The sequence below is a fragment of the Arthrobacter sp. E1SS-5 genome (assembly GCF_057073715.1).
Genome location: NZ_CP172703.1, coordinates 1,458,697 through 1,479,609, shown reverse-complemented (window position 1 = coordinate 1,479,609; position 20,913 = coordinate 1,458,697). Strand labels below are relative to the sequence as shown.

21 protein-coding genes are annotated in these 20,913 nt (G+C 67.1%); 10 read left to right on the top strand and 11 right to left on the bottom strand.

The window, feature by feature from the left end:
* Positions 1-2: 2 nt before the first annotated feature.
* Both ACIGJD_RS06835 and ACIGJD_RS06830 read right to left on the bottom strand, forming a co-directional pair.
* Positions 3-2,222, bottom strand: coding sequence for an acetyl/propionyl/methylcrotonyl-CoA carboxylase subunit alpha (locus tag ACIGJD_RS06835; protein ID WP_483688866.1), 2,220 nt, complete (start codon positions 2,220-2,222; stop codon positions 3-5).
* A gap of 7 nt (positions 2,223-2,229) precedes the next feature.
* Positions 2,230-3,837: a carboxyl transferase domain-containing protein gene (locus ACIGJD_RS06830; RefSeq protein WP_483688865.1), complete on the bottom strand. Its 1,608-nt coding sequence runs from the start codon at positions 3,835-3,837 to the stop codon at positions 2,230-2,232.
* A gap of 103 nt (positions 3,838-3,940) precedes the next feature.
* Between ACIGJD_RS06830 and ACIGJD_RS06825 the strand changes: the two genes are divergently transcribed.
* Positions 3,941-4,633 carry an SACE_7040 family transcriptional regulator gene (locus tag ACIGJD_RS06825; protein WP_483688864.1) on the top strand — a complete coding sequence of 231 codons (693 nt, stop codon included), beginning with the start codon at positions 3,941-3,943 and terminating at the stop codon, positions 4,631-4,633.
* On the opposite strand, the gene ACIGJD_RS06820 is transcribed toward ACIGJD_RS06825, so the two are convergent.
* Genes ACIGJD_RS06820 through pdhA form a run of 3 tightly spaced genes read right to left on the bottom strand, consistent with a single transcriptional unit; the run spans position 4,630 to position 8,212 of the window.
* Positions 4,630-6,036: a dihydrolipoamide acetyltransferase family protein gene (locus ACIGJD_RS06820; protein ID WP_483688863.1), complete on the bottom strand. Its 1,407-nt coding sequence runs from the start codon at positions 6,034-6,036 to the stop codon at positions 4,630-4,632. The genes ACIGJD_RS06825 and ACIGJD_RS06820 overlap by 4 nt on opposite strands.
* Positions 6,033-7,043, bottom strand: coding sequence for an alpha-ketoacid dehydrogenase subunit beta (locus ACIGJD_RS06815; RefSeq protein WP_483688862.1), 1,011 nt, complete (start codon positions 7,041-7,043; stop codon positions 6,033-6,035). The genes ACIGJD_RS06820 and ACIGJD_RS06815 overlap by 4 nt, the downstream gene beginning before the upstream one ends.
* The gene (gene pdhA / locus ACIGJD_RS06810; protein WP_483688861.1) at positions 7,043-8,212 is read right to left on the bottom strand and encodes a pyruvate dehydrogenase (acetyl-transferring) E1 component subunit alpha; all 1,170 of its coding nucleotides are present in this window, start codon (positions 8,210-8,212) and stop codon (positions 7,043-7,045) included. Before pdhA ends, ACIGJD_RS06815 begins: the two co-directional genes overlap by 1 nt.
* Positions 8,213-8,405: 193 nt before the next feature.
* Here pdhA and ACIGJD_RS06805 point away from each other — a divergent pair, with 193 nt between their 5' ends.
* From ACIGJD_RS06805 to ACIGJD_RS06790, 4 genes are all read left to right on the top strand, one after another.
* Complete coding sequence (locus tag ACIGJD_RS06805; RefSeq protein WP_483688860.1) at positions 8,406-8,879, top strand: Lrp/AsnC family transcriptional regulator; 474 nt, start codon at positions 8,406-8,408, stop codon at positions 8,877-8,879.
* Positions 8,880-9,014: 135 nt separating this feature from the next.
* Positions 9,015-9,674: a hypothetical protein gene (locus tag ACIGJD_RS06800; protein WP_483688859.1), complete on the top strand. Its 660-nt coding sequence runs from the start codon at positions 9,015-9,017 to the stop codon at positions 9,672-9,674.
* 156 nt (positions 9,675-9,830) lie between these two features.
* Positions 9,831-10,235 (top strand): DUF4383 domain-containing protein, encoded by a 405-nt coding sequence (locus tag ACIGJD_RS06795; protein WP_142134623.1) that lies wholly within the window; start codon positions 9,831-9,833, stop codon positions 10,233-10,235.
* Between the two features lie 16 nt (positions 10,236-10,251).
* Positions 10,252-10,878, top strand: coding sequence for a hypothetical protein (locus tag ACIGJD_RS06790; RefSeq protein WP_483688858.1), 627 nt, complete (start codon positions 10,252-10,254; stop codon positions 10,876-10,878).
* A gap of 143 nt (positions 10,879-11,021) precedes the next feature.
* On the opposite strand, the gene ACIGJD_RS06785 is transcribed toward ACIGJD_RS06790, so the two are convergent.
* Together ACIGJD_RS06785 and ACIGJD_RS06780 are read right to left on the bottom strand one after the other, a co-directional pair.
* The gene (locus ACIGJD_RS06785) at positions 11,022-12,638 is read right to left on the bottom strand and encodes a solute symporter family protein (protein ID WP_483688857.1); all 1,617 of its coding nucleotides are present in this window, start codon (positions 12,636-12,638) and stop codon (positions 11,022-11,024) included.
* Positions 12,635-13,015 carry a DUF485 domain-containing protein gene (locus ACIGJD_RS06780; RefSeq protein ID WP_483688856.1) on the bottom strand — a complete coding sequence of 127 codons (381 nt, stop codon included), beginning with the start codon at positions 13,013-13,015 and terminating at the stop codon, positions 12,635-12,637. The genes ACIGJD_RS06785 and ACIGJD_RS06780 overlap by 4 nt, the downstream gene beginning before the upstream one ends.
* Positions 13,016-13,199: 184 nt before the next feature.
* Between ACIGJD_RS06780 and ACIGJD_RS06775 the strand changes: the two genes are divergently transcribed.
* The 5 genes from ACIGJD_RS06775 to ACIGJD_RS06755 are packed head-to-tail and all read left to right on the top strand — an operon-like array spanning position 13,200 to position 17,705.
* Entirely contained in the window at positions 13,200-14,381 is a 1,182-nt protein-coding gene (locus ACIGJD_RS06775) for a sensor histidine kinase (protein WP_483688855.1), read from the top strand.
* Between the two features lie 32 nt (positions 14,382-14,413).
* Positions 14,414-15,130 (top strand): LytR/AlgR family response regulator transcription factor, encoded by a 717-nt coding sequence (locus tag ACIGJD_RS06770; protein WP_483688854.1) that lies wholly within the window; start codon positions 14,414-14,416, stop codon positions 15,128-15,130.
* On the top strand, positions 15,127-15,498 hold the full coding sequence (locus ACIGJD_RS06765; RefSeq protein ID WP_483688853.1) for a DUF485 domain-containing protein: 372 nt from the start codon (positions 15,127-15,129) through the stop codon (positions 15,496-15,498). The genes ACIGJD_RS06770 and ACIGJD_RS06765 overlap by 4 nt, the downstream gene beginning before the upstream one ends.
* 7 nt (positions 15,499-15,505) lie before the next feature.
* On the top strand, positions 15,506-16,972 hold the full coding sequence (locus ACIGJD_RS06760) for a sodium/solute symporter (protein ID WP_483688852.1): 1,467 nt from the start codon (positions 15,506-15,508) through the stop codon (positions 16,970-16,972).
* 19 nt (positions 16,973-16,991) lie between these two features.
* The gene (locus ACIGJD_RS06755) at positions 16,992-17,705 is read left to right on the top strand and encodes a hypothetical protein (protein ID WP_483688851.1); all 714 of its coding nucleotides are present in this window, start codon (positions 16,992-16,994) and stop codon (positions 17,703-17,705) included.
* A gap of 31 nt (positions 17,706-17,736) precedes the next feature.
* Here ACIGJD_RS06755 and ACIGJD_RS06750 read toward each other — a convergent pair whose 3' ends face one another.
* From ACIGJD_RS06750 to pyrH, 4 genes are all read right to left on the bottom strand, one after another.
* Complete coding sequence (locus tag ACIGJD_RS06750) at positions 17,737-18,321, bottom strand: DivIVA domain-containing protein (protein ID WP_483688850.1); 585 nt, start codon at positions 18,319-18,321, stop codon at positions 17,737-17,739.
* Positions 18,322-18,440: 119 nt separating this feature from the next.
* Entirely contained in the window at positions 18,441-19,361 is a 921-nt protein-coding gene (locus ACIGJD_RS06745; protein WP_483688849.1) for a phosphatidate cytidylyltransferase, read from the bottom strand.
* Complete coding sequence (gene frr / locus ACIGJD_RS06740; RefSeq protein ID WP_043452867.1) at positions 19,361-19,918, bottom strand: ribosome recycling factor; 558 nt, start codon at positions 19,916-19,918, stop codon at positions 19,361-19,363. The genes ACIGJD_RS06745 and frr overlap by 1 nt, the downstream gene beginning before the upstream one ends.
* A 130-nt stretch (positions 19,919-20,048) precedes the next feature.
* On the bottom strand, positions 20,049-20,786 hold the full coding sequence (gene pyrH, locus ACIGJD_RS06735; protein WP_043452869.1) for a UMP kinase: 738 nt from the start codon (positions 20,784-20,786) through the stop codon (positions 20,049-20,051).
* Positions 20,787-20,913: the final 127 nt, after the last annotated feature.

Below are 20,913 nucleotides of genomic sequence, written 5' to 3'. Positions count from 1 at the left end.
GGTCAGGCTCCTTCGCCTTGGTCTTCGTCTGTAGCTGGTTCTGTGTCGCCGGGCGCGGGGTGGGTATCCGTGGGATGGGGGTGGACGGTGGCCAGGACCTGGTCGGCCTTAACCAGGTCCCCGGTGCGGGCGGCAAGGTGGACCGTCCCGGCCAGCGGCGCCACCAAGTGGTGCTCCATCTTCATGGCCTCCACGGACACCAGGACCTCTCCGGCCTGGACCTGATCCCCGTCACTGACCGGGACAGCCACCACCGTTCCGGGCATCGGCGAGCGCACCTCGGGATCCGCGGCGCCTTCCTGCCGCTGGACTGCTGCCAGTACCCGTTCCAGCCGCGCTTCCCGGGTCAGGACCTCAAGCCGGCAGGACCAGCCGCCGTTGCCGAGGAAGAGCTGGGTGGGACATCCGGGCATTGGGTTGCTCCACGTCGGTTCCACCGGCCCCGTGAAGACCGGCGCAAGCCGGTAACTCCGGCGTTCGCCGTCAAGGTCGAGGTCGATGCTTTGCCGGCTGGACCAGTGCAGCGCCGCATTTCGGGTCGCGCCGCCGTCGACCGTTACCGTGGCGGTCTGTGCCCTATTGCGGCTGCCGCTGACCAGCACGGTTGCCACGCCGCCGTCGGGCGTTCCCAGGCTGATGCGCCGCGGGGCCGGGACGCCAAGCCGCCAGCCGCTCCTGCCCTGCCAGGCGCCGGGCGCCCGGGCGGGGTCGTTTTGCGCTTCCAGGGAGAGCGCGTACAGCGCGGCGGCCACGAGTTCGGGCTCGCCGATGCGGCGGAATTCGAGCGCGGGCAGCTTCCGTTCGATCAGGCCGGTGTCCAGTCGTCCGGCGCGGACGTCGGGATCACCCAGCAGGAGCCGCAGGTACTCGACGTTGGTCTCGATGCCCAGTGCCGTGTAGCCGGAGAGCGCCGCATCCAGCGACGCCAAGGCTGCCGCCCGTTCGCCGCCCCAGGCGATCACCTTGGAAATCATGGGGTCATAGTGTGCCGAGAGCTCCAGCCCCTCCACCAGGGAGGAGTCCACCCGGACCGGGCTGTCCGTGCCGACGGAGAGCTCATCCAGCTGCAGCACCGTCCCGGTGGACGGCAGGAAGTTCTTCTCCGGCACCTCGGCGTAAACGCGCGCCTCGACCGCATGGCCGGACAGTTCGACGTCGGCCTGCCGCAGGGTCAGTTCCGCACCGGCGGCGATCCGCACCTGCCATTCCACCAGGTCGATGCCGGTGACCATTTCCGTGACCGGGTGTTCCACCTGGAGCCGGGTGTTCATCTCCATGAAGAAGAACTCGTCCGGGGCGTCGTCGGACACCAGGAATTCCACCGTTCCCGCCCCGGTGTAGTTCACGCTGCGGGCGGCGTTGCAGGCGGCTTCGCCGATCCGTGTCCGCACCTCCGCACCGTTGGGCAGGCCCTCCAGCAGGGGCGACGGGGCTTCCTCAATGACTTTTTGGTGCCGCCGCTGCAGGGAGCACTCGCGCTCGCCCAGGTGGATGACGTTGCCATGGTTGTCCGCCAGGACCTGCACTTCAATGTGCCGCGGGGTGGTCACCAGGCGCTCCAGGAACAGGGTGTCATCACCGAACGCCGCGCTTGCCACCCGCCGCGCCGTGGCCAGTGCGGCGGGCAGGTCCGCCGGCTTTTCCACCACGTGCATGCCTTTGCCGCCGCCACCGGCGGAGGGCTTGATCAGGAGCGGATAGCCGACGCCGGCAGCCGCCTCAGACAGTTCGCTGTCCGTCATCCCGGGCCTGGCTACGCCGGGGACCACGGGCACGCCGTATCCCGCCACATGGTTCTTGGCGCGGATCTTGTCGCCCATGACGTTGAGCGCTTCAACGCCCGGGCCGATAAAGGTGATGCTGGCCTTTTCGAGGGCACGGGCGAAGTCCACGTTCTCGCTGAGGAAGCCGTAGCCCGGGTGGACGGCCTCGGCGCCGGACTGCCGGCAGGCTTCGACGATTGCCTCGGTGTTCAGGTAGCTCTCGGCTGCCGCGGCGGGGCCGATCCGGATGGAAGTGTCGGCTTCGCGCACGTGGCGGGCGCCGGCGTCGGCATCGCTGTACACGGCCACCGAGCGTATTCCCAGCTGGCGGAGGGTCCGGATGACGCGGCAGGCAATTTCGCCGCGGTTGGCCACCAGGACCGTGCTGAAAAGGGGCGTGGCGTCATTGGCGGCCGCCGCGGTGGTGGCCTGTATGGCAGTGTTGGTCTGCATGGTCATTGCTGGCTCACATCCGGAAGAGGCCGAAGGAGGTCTCCGGCAAGGGGGTGCGGGAGACGACGTCGAGCGCGAGGCCCAGGACGGTGCGGGTATCGGCGGGGTCGATGACGGCGTCGTCCCACAGCCGGGCAGTGGAGTAGTAGGGGCTTCCCTGGTCCTCGTACTGCTGGCGGATGGGGGCTTTGAAGGCTTCCTCGTCGTCGGCCGGCCATTGCTCCCCTGCCGCTTCGTATTGGTCCCGCTTCACGGTGGCCAGCACGCTGGCCGCCTGGTTGCCGCCCATCACGGAGATCCGGGCCGCCGGCCACATCCACAGGAACCGCGGGGAATAGGCGCGGCCGCACATGGAGTAATTCCCGGCACCAAAGGATCCGCCGATCACCACTGTCAGCTTGGGGACGCGGGCAGTGGCGACGGCGGTGACCATCTTGGCCCCGTTTTTCGCGATGCCGCCCTGTTCGGCGTCCCTGCCCACCATGAAGCCGGAGATGTTCTGCAGGAACAGCAGCGGGATGCCGCGTTGGTCGCACAGTTCGATGAAATGGGCGCCCTTGAGCGAGGACTCGCTGAACAGCACGCCGTTGTTGGCCACGATGCCCACCGGATGTCCGTTGATCCGGGCGAACCCTGTGACCAGGGTGGTGCCGTAGTCCTTCTTGAACTCGTGGAACCTGCTGCCATCCACGAGTCGGGCGATGACTTCATGGACGTCGTAGGGCGCGTTGACGTCCGTGGGCACGGCGCCGTAGAGCCCTTCCGGGTCAACGGCGGGTTCGACGGCGGGTTCCACTTGCCAGGCGGGCGCGGCGGGGGGTGGCAGGGTGGCAACGATGTCCCTGATGATCTGGAGGGCGTGTTCGTCGTTTTCGGCCAGGTGGTCCGTCACCCCTGAGATCCGGGAGTGCACCTCGCCGCCACCCAGTTCCTCGGCGGTAACGATTTCCCCGATGGCTGCCTTCACCAGCGGCGGTCCGCCCAGGAAGATGGTGCCCTGGTTCCGGACGATAACTGTTTCGTCGCTCATGGCCGGGACATAGGCGCCGCCGGCCGTGCAGGACCCCATGACCGCGGCGATCTGCGGAATCTTGGCGGCGGAGAGGCGGGCCTGGTTGTAGAAGATCCGGCCAAAGTGTTCCTTGTCCGGGAACACCTCATCCTGCTTGGGCAGGAACGCCCCGCCCGAATCCACCAGGTAGATGCAGGGCAGCCCGTTCTCCAGGGCGATCTCCTGGGCGCGGAGGTGCTTCTTGACCGTCATGGGGTAATAGGTGCCGCCCTTGACGGTGGCGTCGTTGGAGATGACCAGGACCTGCCGGCCGTGCACCAGGCCAATCCCGGCAATGACCCCGGCGCCCGGGGCATCGTCGTTGTACATGCCGTTGGCGGCAAGGGGCGCGATCTCCAGGAACGGGCTGCCGTCATCCAGGAGCTGGTCGATCCTGTCCCGCGGGAGCAGCTTGCCCCGGGCCACGTGCCGGTCCCGCGACTTCTGGGGACCGCCCAGCGCCGCATCCGCCAGCCTCTTCCGCAGGTCCTCCGCGAGCGCCAGCTGCGCTTCACGATTGGCGCGGAAGGACTCGCTTGCCGGGTCGAGCCGGGTGGCCAGGGTCTCCATTGACGATCCGTCCTTGTGTGCACCGGGCCGGCTCCACGCCAACTCGGTTAGTGACTAATAACTGAAATTCAGGTTAGTCTCGATTAACTGTGATGTCCAACACATGGGCTCCTTGTTAGACTCTGCGTCGGCCCCAGGAGGAAAAGTGTCCAGCAACCCAGTGCAGCCGGTCCCTGCCACGCACGCCCCCACAACGCAGCGCGGCAAGGCCAAGGAGAACCGGCGGCAGGCGTTGCTGACTGCCGCGGCTTCGCTGTTCGCAGTCAACGGCTTCAACCGGGTATCCCTGGAGGACCTGGGCGCGGCCGCGGGAGTCAGCGGCCCCGCGGTTTACCGCCACTTTCCCGGCAAGCAGGCCGTCCTGGCCGACCTGCTGGTCACCGTGAGCCAGGAACTGCTCGACGGCGGGCGCCAGGTTGTGGAGCAGACCGCCGACCCCCTGGCGGCGCTGCGTCGACTGGTGGAGTTCCAGGTGGATTTCGCGCTCGGCAAGCCCGACGTGATCCGGGTACAGGACCGGGACCTCAGCAACCTGTCGGAGCAGGACCAGTCTGCGGTGCGCGCGCTGCAGCGCAGCTACGTGGAGCTGTGGGTGGACGTCCTGGCAAAGGTTCACCCCGGTATCGATGCGGCAGAACTGCGCATGCGCGCCCACGCCACCTTTGGCCTGATCAACTCCACCCCGCACTCGGTCCGCAGCCACGGCCGGCGGATGGCTGCCAGCGTTGCCCGACCCCTGCTGGAACGGATGGCGCTGGCAGCCCTGATGGTGGAGAGCACACCGCCGCGCGGCTAGACCATGGTGAGGACCATCCCCGGCTCGGCCAGAATAGCGCCGACGTCGGCAAGGAAACGGGAGCCCTGCTCGCCGTCCACCAGGCGGTGGTCGAAGGACAGGCTCAGCGTGAGCACCTGGCGCAGCGCCACCTCGCCCCGGTATTCCCATGGCATGGTCCGGACAGCCCCGAGGCCAAGGATCGCCGCCTCCCCCGGGTTGAGGATGGGGGTGCCGGCATCGATGCCGAAGACACCGATGTTGGTGATGGAAATGGTGCCGCCGGAAAGGTCGGCAGGGGTGGTCTTGCCGGCCCGCGCGGTTTCGGCGAGCTCAGCCAAGGCCTGGGCGAGCTCCGGGAGCTGCAAGGCGTCGGCGTCCTTGATGTTGGGCACCGTGAGCCCCCTGGGCGTGGCCGCGGCGATGCCCAGGTTCACGTAATGGAACGTGACGATCTCCTGGTTTTCCTCATCCCAGCGCGAATTCAACGCCGGCTGCCGGCGCAGGGCGATGAGGACCGCCTTGGCTGCGAGTGTCAGGGGCGTGAGCTTGATGCCGGCGAATGCCCTGCTGTCCTTGAGCTTGGCCAGCAGCTCGAGGCTGGGCGTGACGTCCACGGTGAGGAACTCGGTGGCATGCGGCGCGGTGAAGGCGCTTTGCACCATCGCGGCCGCCGTGTGTTTACGGACGCCTTTGATGGGGGTCCGGGTCTCCCGCTCCCCCGCAGCGGTTGCCGCTGCAGACACCTGGCCGGCCATGGGCGTGGGAGCCTCTTCCGCCTGCCCGGTAAATCCCTGCACGTCTTCCCTGGTAATCAGGCCGCCGGGACCGGTACCGTGAATCTGCACGAGGTCCAGACCCAGGTCCTTGGCCAGCTTGCGGACAGGAGGAGTGGACCGCGGACGTTCGGCCGGCCTGGTGTCGACAGGGCGGGTGCCAGCAGGCTCAACCACCTGCACTGCAGTTTCAGCGGATTTTGTTTCGGCAGGCCAAGCCGCCGGGGCGAAGTTCCGCGCCCGGCGCGTGGGGCGACCGGAACCTTCGACGACGGCGCCGTACCCCACCAGGTTCGGCTCCCGTTTGGGCGTTTCCACCGCCGCCTCCCCGGACCCCGCGCTTCCGGCGCCGGCGGGAACGGTGCCTGACGGGACAGAAGGTGACCCGCCGGCGTCGTCCGCCACCTCGAAGGAGACGATGGGCTTGCCCACCTCCACGACGGAACCGGGCTGCTCGTGAAGTTCCTTAATGACCCCTGCAAAGGGCGACGGAAGCTCCACCACGGCTTTGGCGGTTTCCACCTCGGCGATGACCTGGTTCAGGCTGACGGTATCGCCAACACCCACTTTCCAGCTGAGGATTTCGGACTCGGTGAGTCCCTCCCCCAGGTCCGGGAGCCGGAATTCCTTGATCATGGTGGCGCTCATCCTTCCAGCCCGCTCAGGGAGTTGGGGCGGCCCAGGGCACGGTCAACGCCGTCCAGGATGCGGTCCAGGCCCGGCAGGTGGTGCATTTCCAACTTGGAGTACGGATACGGAATGTCGAAGCCGGTCACGCGGACGGGAGCTGCTTCCAAATGATAGAAACACCGCTCCGTGATGCTCGCAGCCACCTCCGCACCGAGCCCGCCGGACTGTCCGGCCTCGTGGGTCACCACCAGCCGCCCGGTCTTCCGCACGGAGGCCACCACGGGTTCGTAGTCCACGGGGGCCAGCGAGCGCAGGTCGATGACTTCAATGGAGATGCCTTCGTCCGCAGCGGCGGAGGCGGCGTCCAGGGCGGTCTTGACCAGGGGCCCGTAGGCCACCAGGGTGACATCGCTGCCGTCGGTCAGCACCCGCGCCTTGTCCATGGGCAGGGCCTTTGCCGGATCCACGGACTCATCCACTTCGCCTTTGTCGTGGTAGCGGCGCTTGGGCTCGAAATACAGGACGGGATCGTCGCAGGAGATGGCCTGCTGGATCACGGTATAGGCGTCCTGCGGGTTGGCCACGGTCACCACCCGCAACCCGGAGGTGTGGGTGAAGTAGGCTTCCGGGGACTCCGAGTGATGCTCGGGTGAGCCGATTCCGCCGCCGAACGGCACCCGGATGGTGATGGGCATCTTGACGGCCCCGCGGGTACGGTAGTGCAGCTTGGCCACCTGGCTCACGATCTGGTCGAACGCGGGGTAGATGAAACCGTCGAACTGGATCTCCACCACCGGCCGGTAGCCCCGGTAGGCCAGGCCCACGGCCGTGCCCACAATCGCGGACTCGGCCAGCGGCGTATCCACGACGCGGTGGGTCCCGAAGTCCTTTTGCAGGCCGTCCGTTACCCGGAACACCCCGCCCAGGGTGCCGATGTCCTCGCCGAGGAGGACCACCTTGGAGTCGTTTTCCAGCGACTTTCGCAGCCCGGCGTTGATGGCACGGGCAAAGGTCAACTGCGTCATCAGAGTGCACCTTCCTCTGAAACGGCTCCTGCGGGATCGCCGAAGGACGCCAAATAACGGGCGTAATGATCCTGCTGGCGCTCCAGCCAGGAGTTGGGTGTGCTGTAGACGTGCTTGAAGATGTCCATGGGCTGGGGATCGGGCATGCTGGTGCAGCCCCGGCGCATCTCCGCCGCAACGGTGTCTGCCTTGTCCCTGACCTGCTGCTGCAGTTCCGGGCTGAGCAGGCCCTTCCGGTCCAGGAGGCCGGCCAGCCGGGAGATGGGGTCCTTCGCCACCCAGTCCTCCAGTTCATTGGCGTCCCGGTAGCGGGTGGGATCGTCCGCGGTGGTGTGCGGCCCCATGCGGTAGGTGACGGCCTCGATGAAGGTGGGACCCCCGCCGCGCCGTGCCCGGTCCAGCGCCAGCCTGGTGGCGGCCATGACCGCCAGGACGTCGTTGCCGTCCACCCGCAGGCTGGGGATGCCGAAGCCGGCAGCCCGGTCCGCGAGCTGGATATGGGACTGCAGCCGTACCGGCTCGGAGATGGCCCAGTGGTTGTTGGTGCAGAAGAACACCACGGGGACCTGGAAGCTGGCGGCAAACACCATGGCCTCGCTGACGTCGCCTTCGCTGGTGGCACCGTCGCCGAAGTAGGTGATGGCGGCTGCGTCGGCCCCGTCATTCTGGATCCCCATGGCATAGCCGGTGGCGTGCAGGGTCTGGGCACCGATGATGATCTGCGGCGTGGCCATGTTGATGGTGTACGGGTCCCAGCCGCCGGACGCATTGCCGCGCCATACCCGAAGGAGGTCGGTCAGGTCCACGCCGCGGCAGTACGCCACGCCGTTCTCGCGGTAGCTGGAGAACACAAAGTCGTCCGCCCGCAGGGACCTGCCGGAGCCAATCTGGGCCGCCTCCTGGCCGAGCAGCGGGGGCCACAGGGCCAGCTCACCCTGCCGCTGCAGGGCTGTGGCCTCCACGTCGATCCGGCGGATGACGGTCATGTCCTCGAACAGGGAACACAACTGCTCGTCGGTAATGTCCCTGACCCAGAGGTCGAATTCCGGATGGCTGATGCGCTCGCCTGCCGGGGTGATCAGTTGAAGAAGTTCCTGCCCGGGTGCGCCCGGATTTCCTGCGCTGTGGGGGGTCTGTGCGCCGCTAGGGCCCGTTTCGTCTGTAGACACGATTGCCGCAACCTTCGTACGTCGTTGACCTGTTGCTTCGGGGCTTTTGGCCCCTCCGGCCACCGGCCTTCCGGGCGTCATTGCCCCAGATACTGTGACCCTACTCACAACCCGCATGAGGTACAACCACTCGGGAATTTCTTGAGCAGGATGCACGGTTGCGCTAGCCCGTACCGTGCTAGCGTTGCGCATTATGCAAGCTTTGGATGGCACTGACACCCGCCTGCTCTCGGCGCTGGCAGAGGATCCGCGCCGCACGGTGGTGGCGCTCGCCCAGAAGCTGGGCCTGTCCCGCAATACCGTCCAGGCCCGGATGGCGCAGTTGGAAAAGAAGCACGCCTTCCTGTCCTTTCAACGGCGCATTAACCCGGCAGCGCTGGGATACCCGCTCATGGCTTTCATCTCGGTCCACGTACAGCAGCAGAAGCTGGGCCGGCTGGCGGAGGAAATCGCGGCAATTCCGGAAGTCCTGGAGGGGTACGGGCTGACGGGATCAGCGGACCTGCTGCTGCGTGTGGTGGCCCGGGATGCCGAGGACCTGTTCCGGATTAACGGCAAGATCCTGGCATGTGACGGCGTGGAACGGGCGGACACGGCCCTGGCGATGGGCGAGCTGATCCCCTTCCGGGTGCAGCCCCTGCTGGACCGGGGCTCCGAGGGCGCGTAGCGGCGGGATTTCGGGGCGGCGCTGAAAGCACGACGGCGGCGGGCGGGGTTATAGGCTGGTTCCAGTCATGCGCGGGCCGGGACGGCCCGTCCGCCCGCCGGCGCCAGAGCGCCTGTTCGATGAAAGGCTCCCCACTTGACTAGTCCCCAGGAAGCGGGCAGCCCCCAGGACCAGGGCAGCTCCCAGGATCCATACCGGCAACGCCCGCACCAGCAGGGCGCGTACCAACAAGGTCCATACCAGCAGGGCGCGTACCAGCAAGGCCCTCCGGGCTACACGCCGCCGCAGCAGTTTCCCCCGATGCCGGCGCAGCAGCCGGCCCCGTTCGGCCTGCCCGGTGAGCCTCCCCTGCAGCGGAACCGGCAGCGGAACCGGCGGAAGCTGTGGATCATCCTTGGCAGCATCGGCGGGGTGCTGCTGCTGGTGATCATCGGCGTCGTCATCCTGGTGAACATCGTGGGCAGTGCCACCAACCAGGCCAGGGGCCTCGCGGACGATTTCACCAAAAAGGTGATCGCCGGTGACACCTCCGGCGCGTATGACGAATACCTTGACCCGGCGCTGCAGGAGCAGCTCTCCAAGGAGGCATTCATCTCCGGGGTGCAAAGCCTGGAAATGGACAGCTCCTGCCGGCCCTCCTACAACAACCTCAAGGTTGCCACCGAGAACGGCGTCAAGTCCGCCGAGGTGGTGGGCCAGATCAGCTGCACCGGCAAGAAGGTGGACCTGGCCTACAAGTTCCAGGGAACCGACCAGCTCCGCATGACCAACATCAAGCTGCGCCCTGCCTCCTAGAGTCCACGGGACGGCGGGGAAAACCGGAAAGTGGAAAGTGTACTGATCTTTTTACCCATCCACCTCCGGCCATGATCCGAATCGCTTCCGAGGGTCCCGCACTGGGACCACAAAACGGCGGGTGGACACACCCGCCCTGTCGGAAGGATCCAGGCCATGCGCAACTCACCCAACCGCCTCATCGCCACCATTTTCGGAGCCGTCTACCTGCTGGTGGGCCTCCTGGGCTTCGCCGTCACGTCCGGCGTCGGTTTCGCCGCCACCGAGGGCGCGAACCTCATCATCTTCGAAGTCAACCCGCTGCACAACGTCATTCACCTGGCTATCGGCGCCGCACTCCTGTTCGCCGGGCTCCGCGGAACGGCCAGCGCACGCACAGTAAACGCCACCGTCGGCGCCGTCTACCTCCTGGTGGGCATAGTTGGCCTGTTCCTGCTGAACTCGCCGCTGAACATCATCGCCCTGAACGGTGCCGACAACGTCCTCCACCTGGCCAGCGCGGTACTCCTGCTCGGCGTGGGCCTGTCCCTGGACAAGTCCCCGGCCGCAGCCCGCGCCTAGCATGCCGCGACCGGACATGGCGGGGCAGAGCATGACAGGGCACGACGCAGCAGCCCTCCCTCCGTCAGAACTGCTGGACCGCCCGGTACCCCCGCAAGAGGTGGCGCCCCAGGCGCACCCTTCGGTCCGGCTGGTCACAGGATTTGCGGGATTCGGCGCGGGGTCGGTCAACCTGGCCATTGCGTCGAGCATCTTTGCAGCCGGCTCCGGTGAGCCGGACAGGGTCATCGTCGGAGCGGTGGCCGGCGCTTGGGGCGCGGCCTTGCTGGCCGGTGCCGTGATATTCCTGGCCAGGGACCGTCCGGCGGGCGGCCGGTGGGTGCGGTATGCGCTGGCAGCCGCGGCCGTGGCCCACCTCGCCGCCATCGCCTTCCCCACCTATACAACTGCCCGGTTGGGCCTGACACATCTTTCGGCGCTGCTGCTCACACTGATGATCATCGCCTCGCTTGCTTGGCTTGGGCGGGCGGCCGGAGAAAAGCGGGCCGTACGCCCGGGAAGGCTGTTGCTGGCGGCTTTCGCGGGCGCCGTCCTGGTGGCGGGCATTACGACGCCGGGACTCGCCGCTTCAACTGCCGGCAAGTACGCCGTGCCGCACGGTGGTCACGGGAACCTGGCGCCGGGCGGCCATCACCAGCACTAAGCACCACTCGCTGATCCACAGGCACGGACCCACATGTTGCCAACGAAAGAGCCTCCATGCCGCAGCTGAACTCAGCTGCGGCAGGAGGCTCTTCGGGTTTGTCGCCGGAACAGTTCCGGCGCTTGTTGGCAGTGGTGCGTTATTTAGTGGTCCACCGCCTTTTCGGCTCCGATGCCCGTGAGCGACCGGACTTCCATTTCGGCCTGCTTGGCGGAATCCTCGCGGCGCTTGTCCAGGGTGGTGCCCAACCAGCCCAAGAGGAAGGCCAGCGGGATGGACACAATGCCCGGGTTGCTGAGCGGGAAGAGGGCGAAGTTGGCGCCCGGGATCATCGAGGTCTTCAATCCCGAGACCACCGGGGAGAACACGATGAGCAGGATCGCGGAGGCCAGGCCGCCGTACATGCTCCACACGGCGCCCTGGGTGGTGAACTTCCGCCAGAACAGCGAGTAGATGATGGTGGGCAGGTTCGCAGATGCCGCGACGGCGAAGGCGAGCGCCACCAGGAAGGCCACGTTCTGCCCGTTGGCGAAGATGCCGCCCAGGATGGCCAGGATGCCGATCACCACCACGGTGCGGCGGGCTACCCGGACTTCGGTGGCAGCGTCGGCCTTGCCCTTGGCAATGACGTTGGCGTAGATGTCGTGGGCAAAGGATGCCGCGGCCGTGATGGTCAGGCCGGCCACCACCGCCAGGATGGTGGCGAACGCGACCGCCGAGATGAACCCGAGCAGCAGCGGGCCACCCAGGTGGAACGCCAGCAGCGGGGCGGCGGCGTTGACTCCGCCGGGTGCGGACTTGATGGTGTCCGCCCCCACCAGGGCCGCGGCTCCGTATCCAAGCACCAGGGTGAAGAGGTAGAACAGGCCGATCAGCCAGATGGACCAGACCACGGACTTGCGTGCTTCCTTGGCCGTGGGGACGGTGTAGAAGCGCATCAGGACGTGCGGCAGGGCTGCCGTGCCGAGCACCAGGGCCAGGCCCAGGGACATGAAGTCCAGCTTGGAGGTTTCGGTCTTGCCGTACTGCAGGCCCGGGTTGAGGACCGCCGGGTTGTTGGCGGTTTCCACGGCGCCGCCCAGCAGGGCGGAGAGGTTGAAGCCGTAGATGGCCAGGACCCAGAGGGTCATGACGGCGGCGCCGGCGATCAGCAGCATGGCCTTGATGATCTGGACCCAGGTGGTGCCCTTCATCCCGCCGATCAGGACGTACATGATCATGAGGGCGCCGACGACGATGATCACCAGGGCCTGTCCACCCCAGTCGCTGATGCCCAGCAGCAGGGAAATCAGGCTCCCCGCGCCGGCCATCTGGGCCAGCAGGTAGAAGAAGCACACGGCGAGGGTGGAGATGGCGGCGGCGATCCGGACCGGGCGCTGCTTCAGCCGGAAGGACAGCACGTCAGCCATGGTGAACTTGCCGGTGTTGCGCAGCAGTTCAGCAACCAGCAGCAGCGCCACCAGCCAGGCCACCAGGAAGCCGATGGAGTACATGAACCCGTCGTAGCCGTTGATGGCGATGGCCCCGGTGATGCCCAGGAAGGATGCTGCGGACAGGTAGTCGCCGGCAATGGCGGTGCCGTTCTGCGAGCCGGTGAACGACCGTCCTGCGGCGTAGTAGTCGGCGGCGGTCTTGTTGTTGCGGCTGGCACGGAACACGATCACCATGGTCACGGCTACGAACAGGCCGAAGATCCCCATATTCAGCAGGGTGGTGTCCTTGAGGGCGGCGACGTCCACCGCTGCGGGAATTGCGATCATTTGTTGGCTCCGCCCACTCGGTTTCCGTTCCTATCGAATTCATGCCCCTCGATCTCGTGCCTGATCTCCGAGGCGATGGGATCCAGCCGCTTGTTGGAGTAGTGCACGTACCAGCCGGTGATGGCGAAGGTGGAGACGAACTGGAGCAGGCCCAGGATCAGGCCGACGTTGATGTTGCCCCAGACCTTGGTGGACATGAATCCCACCGCGTAGTCGGCAAGCAGGACATAGGCGAAGTACCACAGCAGGAAGGCCACTGCCATGGGGAAGACAAAGCTGCGGTGACGCTTGCGCAATTCCTGGAACTGCCCGGTCGACTGGACTTGTTCAAAGTCCACGGACGCCGCTGCGTCCGGAGTATGGGCATCGTTACCCATCGTTCCTCCTCATTGAGTTGCCGGAACACACCGGGCGGCAGGCCCTGACCACGCAGGGGCACCGCAGATGTGACACCAATCACTTTGCCGTCCGGTCCCGCCCGTGTTCCAGCACATCATCCCCCACCGTCGCTCAACGGTCGCGATGCTGCGGCAAACGGCACCCGCCGCTACGCTGGGCACCATGCCGGACTCCCCCCTCCTTACCGCCGCGGCAGTGGCGGTAATCGCCATGGCCATTGCCGTCGTCGTCGGCGTGGGCTTGAAGGTGCTCCGTTCCTTCCGTGAGCTGGGCACTGATGCCGAACGCGCCACCTACCACACGCTGCACGCGGCCTCGCAGGCCGGGCAGCACCTGCGGCGCGGCCTGAACCCCGCCGGAGCCGCCAAGGCCAGCCGCCAGCTCCGCGCCCTGCTTGCCTGCGACGCCCTGGCGATCACGGACACCTCGGGCCTGCTGGCCTGGGACGGCGGCGGCGAGGACATCAAGCCGCGCCTCATGGACCTCGCCGCGGATGTCCTGGCTTCGGGCCGGACAGCCGTGCTCCCTGCGGGAGGGGAAGGAACCGGCGGCCACCTTGCCGGCGTCATCGCCCCGGTCCGGGCGGGCACCCGGGTGGTAGGTGCCGTGGCCGCCTTTGCCCCTTCTGCGGGGGCAGGCCTGGTCAGGGCGACGGGGGAAGTGGCGGACTGGGTGGCGGTCCAGGTGGAACTGGCCGAACTGGACGCCTCCCGCACGCTGCTTATGGAAGCGGAGGTCCGGGCACTGCGGGCCCAGATCAGCCCGCACTTCATTTACAACTCACTCAACGCCATCGCGTCCTTCATCAACACGGACCCGGAGCGGGCACGGGAACTGGTGGTGGAGTTCGCGGACTTCACCCGCTACTCGTTCCGGCGGCACGGCGACTTCACCACGCTTGCCGAGGAATTGCGCTGCATCGACCGCTACCTGCTCCTGGAGCGGGCCCGGTTCGGCGACCGGGTCCAGGTCAGCCTGCGGGTGGCCCCCGAAGTGCTCAGCACCGTCATTCCGTTCCTCAGCCTCCAGCCGCTGGTGGAAAATGCCGTGCGGCATGGGCTTGAGGCTAAAGCCGGGCCCGGGCATATCAGCATCACGGCGGAGGACGCGGGAGCGTTCGCTGAGGTCACCATCGAGGACGACGGCGTGGGGATGGATCCGGAGCAGCTCCGGTCGGTCCTGGCGGGCCACACCGACGGGGACCATGTGGGGCTGCGGAACGTGGATGCGCGCCTGCGCCAGGTGTACGGCAATGACCACGGGCTGGTGGTGGAAACGGCGCCGGGCGAGGGAACCCTGATAACCATGCGGGTGCCCAAGTCCCAGCCCGGGCATGATGCGTAAGGGCGGCCTCCCGCTGGAAGTACCCTAGGAGAATGATTAACGTCCTCGTCGTTGATGATGAGCTGCCCGCCGTTGAGGAACTGGCTTTCCTGCTGGGCAGGGACGAACGCATTGGAAAGGTGCTGCGGGCCACGTCCGGGGCCGAGGCACTTACGGCCCTGTCCGCCGGCAGCATCGACGCCGTCTTCCTGGATATCCACATGCCCGCCGTGTCCGGCCTGGATATTGCCGGCGCCATCGCGCGGAGCAGCAACCCGCCGGCCGTCGTCTTTGTCACCGCCGACGAGGACCACGCCCTGGCGGCCTTCGAACTCGCCGCCGTGGACTACCTGCTCAAGCCTGTGCGTTCCGAGCGCCTGGCCCGTTCCGTGGGGCGGATCAGTGAACTGCGCGACGGCGGGGCGGCACCGGAGATGATCACCGTGGACCAGGGCGGGACCACCAGGATGATCCGGCGCGACGACGTCACGTACGTCCAGGCCCAGGGGGACTATGCGCGGCTGCACACCGCCGACGCAAGCTACCTCATCCGGGTGCCGCTGGCCGACCTGGAACAGCAATGGGCAGACGCAGGTTTCATCCGCACCCACCGCTCCTACCTGGTGGCCCTGAAGCATGTTTCCTCCATGAAGCTGGCGGCGGACGGGCCGCGCGTGACGGTGGCCGGCGCCGGCCTGCCCATCAGCCGCCGGCATCTGCCCACCGTGCGGGAGAAGCTGGAGGCTACCCGCATCAGGCCGCACGCATGACCCGGGTCCGGGTCACGGCCCCGCACGCAGCGCCCCGCATTCCGGTGCGCGGCGCATCCAAGCCCCTGGAGTCGCGCGAAGCAGCGCAGGAGTCCGACGTTGGACAGGTGTTCGTCCGCTCGCTGATCCGGTCCCAGCTGCGGCTGGCCCTGGTGGTGGCGGGTGGCTTCCTGCTGATCCTTGCCGCGTTCCCGCTGATCCTGGTGGTGGTGCCCGGCCTCGCCGACGCCCGCATCGCCGGCATCCCCTTCGGCTGGCTGCTGCTGGGCGCCGGAATCTACCCGGTGATCGGGCTGAGCGCGTGGCTGTACGTCAGGACGGCGGCCCGCAACGAGGCACGGTACCGGGACCTGGCCGGGGAACAGTGATGCACGGGTGAATGCCGGCGTCGCCATCACTGCGGTCACCGTGGTGTCCCTCGCCACCGCCATCATCGGGTTTTACGGGCTGCGGATATCGCGCACCACGGGAGACTTCTACGTTGCCTCGCGGACCGTGCGGCCCTGGTGGAATGCATCGGCGATCGGCGGGGAGTACCTGTCCGCCGCCAGCTTCCTGGGTGTGGCCGGACTCATCCTGTTGTCCGGGACCGACGCGCTCTGGTTCCCTGTGGGCTATACGGCCGGGTACCTGATGCTGCTGCTCTTCGTGGCAGCCCCGCTCCGCCGGTCGGGGGCCTACACCATTCCGGACTTTACCGAATCCCGGCTCGCTTCCCGGACGGTCCGGCGGGTCACCAGCCTGGTGGTGGTGATGGTGGGGTGGCTGTACATCGTGCCGCAGCTGCACGGCGCCGCGCTGACCATCCATATCGCCACGGGCCTGCCCTCCTGGGTGGGCTCCGTGGCTGTCGTGGTGGTGGTGTGCCTGACGGTGGTGGCGGGCGGAATGCGCTCCATCACCTTTGTCCAGGCGTTCCAGTACTGGCTCAAGCTGACTGCCCTGGCTGTACCCATCCTGTTCATCATCTTCGTGCTGGCCGGGAACGGGGCGGAGCCGCAATCCCCGCCGGCCGTCAACCCCACGGGCCTGGCGCCGGCCGGGCCCTACCAGAACGTCTCCCTGCTGGTGGCACTGCTCTTCGGCACCCTGGGCCTGCCGCACGTGCTGGTGCGTTTCTACACGAACCCGGACGGGCACTCAGCCCGCCGCACCACGCTGATCGTCCTGGGCCTGCTGTCCGTGTTCTACCTCTTCCCCAGCGCGTATGGCCTGGTGGCCCGGATGTTCGCCCCGGACCTCGCCCGGTCCGGGCAGCCGGACGCCATGGTCCTGCGGCTGCCGGGCGAACTCGTCGGCGGGGTGGCCGGCGACCTGCTCACCGCCCTGGTGGTGGCCGGGGCCTTCGCCGCCTTTCTGTCCACCACGTCAGGCCTGGTGGTGTCCCTGGCCGGCGTCATCAGCCAGGACGTCCTGGGCGGCAGCGTCCGGGGGTTCCGGCTTGCGGCCGTCGTATCCGCCGTCGTACCCCTTGGCTTTGCTTTCATGACCGGTTCCCTGGCACTGGCCGGCAGCGTCGGCCTGGTGTTCGCGTTTACTGCCTCCACCGTGTGCCCGGTCCTGCTGCTGGGCATCTGGTGGCGTGGCCTGACCGATGCCGGCGCCATTGCCGGGATGGTGACCGGCGGCGTGCTCTGCGGCGGGGCAATGATCGCCGGGGCCCTCCCCGGTTCGGGTCCGACGCCGGCCTGGCTGGCTCAGCCGGCGGCCTGGAGCGTGCCGGCCGCGTTCACCGTGATGGTCATCGTGTCACGGGCCACCGCCAGCCGGATTCCGGCCACCATGCCACGGATCATGACCCGGCTGCACACCCCGGAACGGCCACTGGCAACCGAACGGTGATCGGGAGGACAATAACGCCATGTCCATCGAGGACGGCGCGTCCCACCAGCACGGCTTCCAGCAGGACAGCGCGGTCCCGGCCTCCGTGCGGGCACAGCTGCTCGCCACGGAACACTGGGGCCTGCTGGCTTCACGCAGCACGGCACAGGCGGAGGTGCTGACCCGCATCAGCATGTTCCTCACCTTCACCTCGGCAAGCGTGGTCAGCGTGGCGTTGGTGGGCCAGGCGACCGGGTTTTCGGATGCGTTCGTCCTGCTGGCAGTGGTGGTGTTGTTCATCGACGCGGCGATCGGGCTCCTGACCCAGCTGCGGGTGGACAACGTGGCCCATGAGGACCTCATGTACGTCACGGCCATGAACAGGCTGCGGGCCGCCTATGTGGACCTTGATCCCGGTGTGGAGCCGTATTTGATGGCGTCCCACCACGATGACAAGGCGGGCTCCGTGCAGACCTACTACTTCTTCGGCAACCGCGGCAGCTTCAGCCACGTGGCGGGCAGCAGCATGATCTTCATGACGACAGCGAACGCTGCCTTGATTGCCATCCTGGCCGGACTGCTGGTGACACTGGCGGGCGCCGGCACCCCGCCGGCGGCGGTGACGGGTGCCGTGTGCGGGGCCGGGTTCCTTGCTGTGTCCGCGGTCCGCGGGTACCGGAGCTACCGCGATGTGTGGCGCCGTTTTACGCCGTTGTCCCCCACGCCGTCCCCCACGCCGCCTTCCGGGGACTGACGGACGGTGCAGGGCCTCCGGCAGGGACGGGTCAGTCGATGGCTGCCATCAGTTCGACAACGCGGTCCAGGAATGCGTCCACCTGGGATTCCTCGTATCCTTCCTGGCCAACGGCTGGGCGGAAGACCGCGCGCCGCACACTGTCCACGCTCAACGGCTTGTCCTGCTCAAGGTAGGCGATGAGCTCGTGGCACAGCCGGTCGACGTCGTCCGTGTTGTAGCTGCGCCCCTTCTTCTTGCCGGGCCGGCGGAAGCGGTCGCCGTCCGGCCGGTGGAGCCGTCCCCGGAGGATGCCGGACAGGTTTCCAATTTCGCGCAGCCAGGCTTCCTCGCCCTGCGCTGCGATCAATTCATCCCGCTCCCGGCGGGCGAAGGCATCCTCAAGCCGGTCCAGCGCGGCATCCACCACGGCAGCCGAGTAGCCGCCCTTGACGGGATCGAAGGACACTGCCCGCACGTCGGAGCTGTTAACGGGCTCGGTTGCGGCTTGGGGCGTTTCCAGGGAAACCCGTGCCCGCTGGAGGAACTGGTCCACCTGCTTGGCGTTGTAGCCGTACTCGGTGCGCTGCACGCGCTCAAAGGACGCAGGTATCTGCCGATGAATGTCCAATGCCACTTCGATTCCTTCAATGCTCTTCAGCCGTAGTGCTTCCGCACCAGTTTAGGGTGCCGGACCTGGTGCGCCGGCCCGGATCCTGTTTGTGTCAATGCCCGGGTGCGCCGGGCCGGAGGGACCTAGGCGCCGGCCACAAGTCCGTACAGGATGAAGGCCACGGGCGCGGCGAACACGATGGAGTCCAGCCGGTCCATCACGCCTCCGTGTCCGGGCAGGATGCTGCTCATGTCCTTGACGCCCAACTCACGCTTGACCATGGATTCAGCGAGGTCGCCGGCAGTGGAGGCTGCCACCGTTCCCACGGCCAGCACAGCGCCGACCCACCACGGCTTATCCAGCACGAAGAGGGCGGCGAGGATACCGATCAGCATGGCGCCCGCCACCGAGCCGGCGAATCCTTCCCAGGATTTCTTGGGGCTGATCTTCGGCGCCATGGGGTGCTTGCCGATTGATGCGCCCACCAGGTAGCCGAAGGTGTCGTTGGAGACCACCAGCAGCAGCATCACCGCAATCTCCCACGCTCCGATGGGGGCCATGCCGCCCGGCCAGAGTCCCAGCGGTGTTGTGCCGGCGGCATGCAGCGGCAGGGCGGCGAAGCTGATGAAGAACGGCACCCAGCCCAGGGTGAAGACGCCGGCGAAAATGCTGTTTGCGGATCCGGCGGCACTTTCGATGGACCGCCACACCAGGACCGCCACGGCGCTGAGGAGGAGGGCAAAGAGCTGGCTCTCGATCCCGCCGAAATAGGCGGCGAACGGCATGGCAAGGGTTCCGGTCATGACCGGAACAACGGGCATCCTTGTACCGTTGGCTTCCAGCGCCCGGTAGATCTCCCAGACGCCGAACACAGCGAAGGCCGTGACGATGGCGACGAAAACCAGGGGGAGGAACAGCAGCCCGCCCAGGACGGCGATGAGCATGGCAAGCCCCACCACGACGGCGGCGGGCAGGTTTCGCCCGGCCTTTGGTGTCGGGTTGCTCCTGGGCTGCTTCCCCCGTGTGCGCGCCCTGGGTGTGGGGGCCTGATCTGCCTGGCCCATCAGACTTCGAGCAGCTCTGCTTCCTTGCGCTTGAGCAGCTCGTCGATGCCGTCCACATGGGCCTTGGTGAGGCTGTCCAGCTCCTTCTCGGCGCGGTTTCCCTCGTCCTCGCCGGCCTCCCCGTCCTTGACCAGGCGATCCAGCGTCTCCTTGGCCTTGCGGCGGATGTTGCGGATGGAGATCTTGGCGTCCTCGCCCTTGGTCTTGACGATCTTGACGTATTCCTTGCGGCGTTCCTTGGTCAGCTCAGGAATGGTGATCCTGATGACGTTGCCGTCGTTGGAGGGGTTGGCGCCGACCTCGGAGTCACTCAGGGCACGCTCGATGTCCCGCATGGCGGACTTGTCGAACGGGGTGATCAGGATGGTCCGGGCGTCCGGGATGGCAAAGGAAGCCAGCTGCTGGAGCGGCGTGGGTGAACCGTAGTAGTCCACCAGGACCTTGTTGTACAGGCCGGGGTTGGCGCGGCCGGTGCGGACGGAAGCGAAGTCTTCCTTGGCTACCTCAACCGCCTTGTCCATCTTTTCTTCGGCTTCGAGCAAGGTTTCTTCGATCACGGTCTCTCCTGACGGTTCTGGTGCGGTCCGGGGCGCCGGTTATCTGCACGCACGTGGTTCTTGGTTGCTGTTTTCCGTCCCCGCCGGGAAGGGCGGGGACGGAACTGTCCTGAAATCATCCTAGCCGCAGCTAGGCGGTGACCAGGGTGCCCAGCTTTTCGCCAAGGATGGCGCGGGTGACATTGCCTTCGCCCTCCATGCCAAAGACCACCATGGAAAGGTTGTTGTCCTTGCACATGGTCATGGCGGTCTGGTCCATGACGCGGATGTCGCGGCGCAGGGCGTCGTCGTAGCTGAGGGTTTCCAGGCGCTCCGCGGTGGGGTCCTTCTTGGGGTCGGCGGTGTAGACGGCGTCCACTCCGCTCTTGGCCATGAGGACCACGTCGGCGTGCACTTCCAGGGCCCGCTGGGCGGCAACGGTGTCGGTGGAGAAGTACGGCAGGCCGGCGCCGGCGCCGAAGATGACAACACGGCCCTTCTCCATGTGCCGGATGGCGCGGCGCGGAATGTAGGCTTCGGCCACCTGCCCCATGGTGATGGCGCTCTGCACGCGGGTTTCGACCCCTGCCTGCTCCAGGAAGTCCTGCAGGGCCAGGCAGTTCATAACCGTTCCCAGCATGCCCATGTAGTCGGCCCGGGAGCGGTCCATGCCGCTCTGGGACAGTTCGGCGCCGCGGAAGAAGTTACCGCCGCCTACCACGATGGCCACTTCCACCTGCGGGACAGCGGCTGCGATCTGCTTGGCAACGTCGCGGACGGTTTCGGGGTCGACACCCAGTTTTCCGCCGCCGAAGACCTCGCCGGAGAGCTTCAGGAGGACGCGCCGCCGGCTCTTCTCTGAATGCGTGACAGTGTTGACGGCTTCCATGATGCCTTCCCGTTGATGACTCTGAAAAAAGGGTATCCTGCCGGATCCGGTGGTCGGAACCGGCTGCGCACCACATGGACCGGACTTCCAGTGGTTTGGGCGCATGCAAAAGGGGCGGCCACCGAAG

Bases quoted from the DNA above. Each gene is read 5' to 3' on its own strand.
- ACIGJD_RS06815 (WP_483688862.1), bottom strand. From the start codon at position 7,043: ATGACGCAGTTGACCTTTGCCCGTGCCATCAACGCCGGGCTGCGAAAG.
- ACIGJD_RS06775 (WP_483688855.1), top strand. From the start codon at position 13,200: ATGCCGGACTCCCCCCTCCTTACCGCCGCGGCAGTGGCGGTAATCGCC.
- ACIGJD_RS06795 (WP_142134623.1), top strand. From the start codon at position 9,831: ATGCGCAACTCACCCAACCGCCTCATCGCCACCATTTTCGGAGCCGTC.
- ACIGJD_RS06765 (WP_483688853.1), top strand. From the start codon at position 15,127: ATGACCCGGGTCCGGGTCACGGCCCCGCACGCAGCGCCCCGCATTCCG.
- pyrH (WP_043452869.1), bottom strand. From the start codon at position 20,786: ATGGAAGCCGTCAACACTGTCACGCATTCAGAGAAGAGCCGGCGGCGC.
- ACIGJD_RS06820 (WP_483688863.1), bottom strand. From the start codon at position 6,036: ATGAGCGCCACCATGATCAAGGAATTCCGGCTCCCGGACCTGGGGGAG.
- ACIGJD_RS06770 (WP_483688854.1), top strand. From the start codon at position 14,414: ATGATTAACGTCCTCGTCGTTGATGATGAGCTGCCCGCCGTTGAGGAA.
- ACIGJD_RS06745 (WP_483688849.1), bottom strand. From the start codon at position 19,361: ATGGGCCAGGCAGATCAGGCCCCCACACCCAGGGCGCGCACACGGGGG.
- ACIGJD_RS06835 (WP_483688866.1), bottom strand. From the start codon at position 2,222: ATGACCATGCAGACCAACACTGCCATACAGGCCACCACCGCGGCGGCC.
- ACIGJD_RS06755 (WP_483688851.1), top strand. From the start codon at position 16,992: ATGTCCATCGAGGACGGCGCGTCCCACCAGCACGGCTTCCAGCAGGAC.
- ACIGJD_RS06805 (WP_483688860.1), top strand. From the start codon at position 8,406: ATGCAAGCTTTGGATGGCACTGACACCCGCCTGCTCTCGGCGCTGGCA.
- ACIGJD_RS06790 (WP_483688858.1), top strand. From the start codon at position 10,252: ATGGCGGGGCAGAGCATGACAGGGCACGACGCAGCAGCCCTCCCTCCG.
- ACIGJD_RS06780 (WP_483688856.1), bottom strand. From the start codon at position 13,015: ATGGGTAACGATGCCCATACTCCGGACGCAGCGGCGTCCGTGGACTTT.
- ACIGJD_RS06785 (WP_483688857.1), bottom strand. From the start codon at position 12,638: ATGATCGCAATTCCCGCAGCGGTGGACGTCGCCGCCCTCAAGGACACC.
- ACIGJD_RS06830 (WP_483688865.1), bottom strand. From the start codon at position 3,837: ATGGAGACCCTGGCCACCCGGCTCGACCCGGCAAGCGAGTCCTTCCGC.
- ACIGJD_RS06825 (WP_483688864.1), top strand. From the start codon at position 3,941: ATGGGCTCCTTGTTAGACTCTGCGTCGGCCCCAGGAGGAAAAGTGTCC.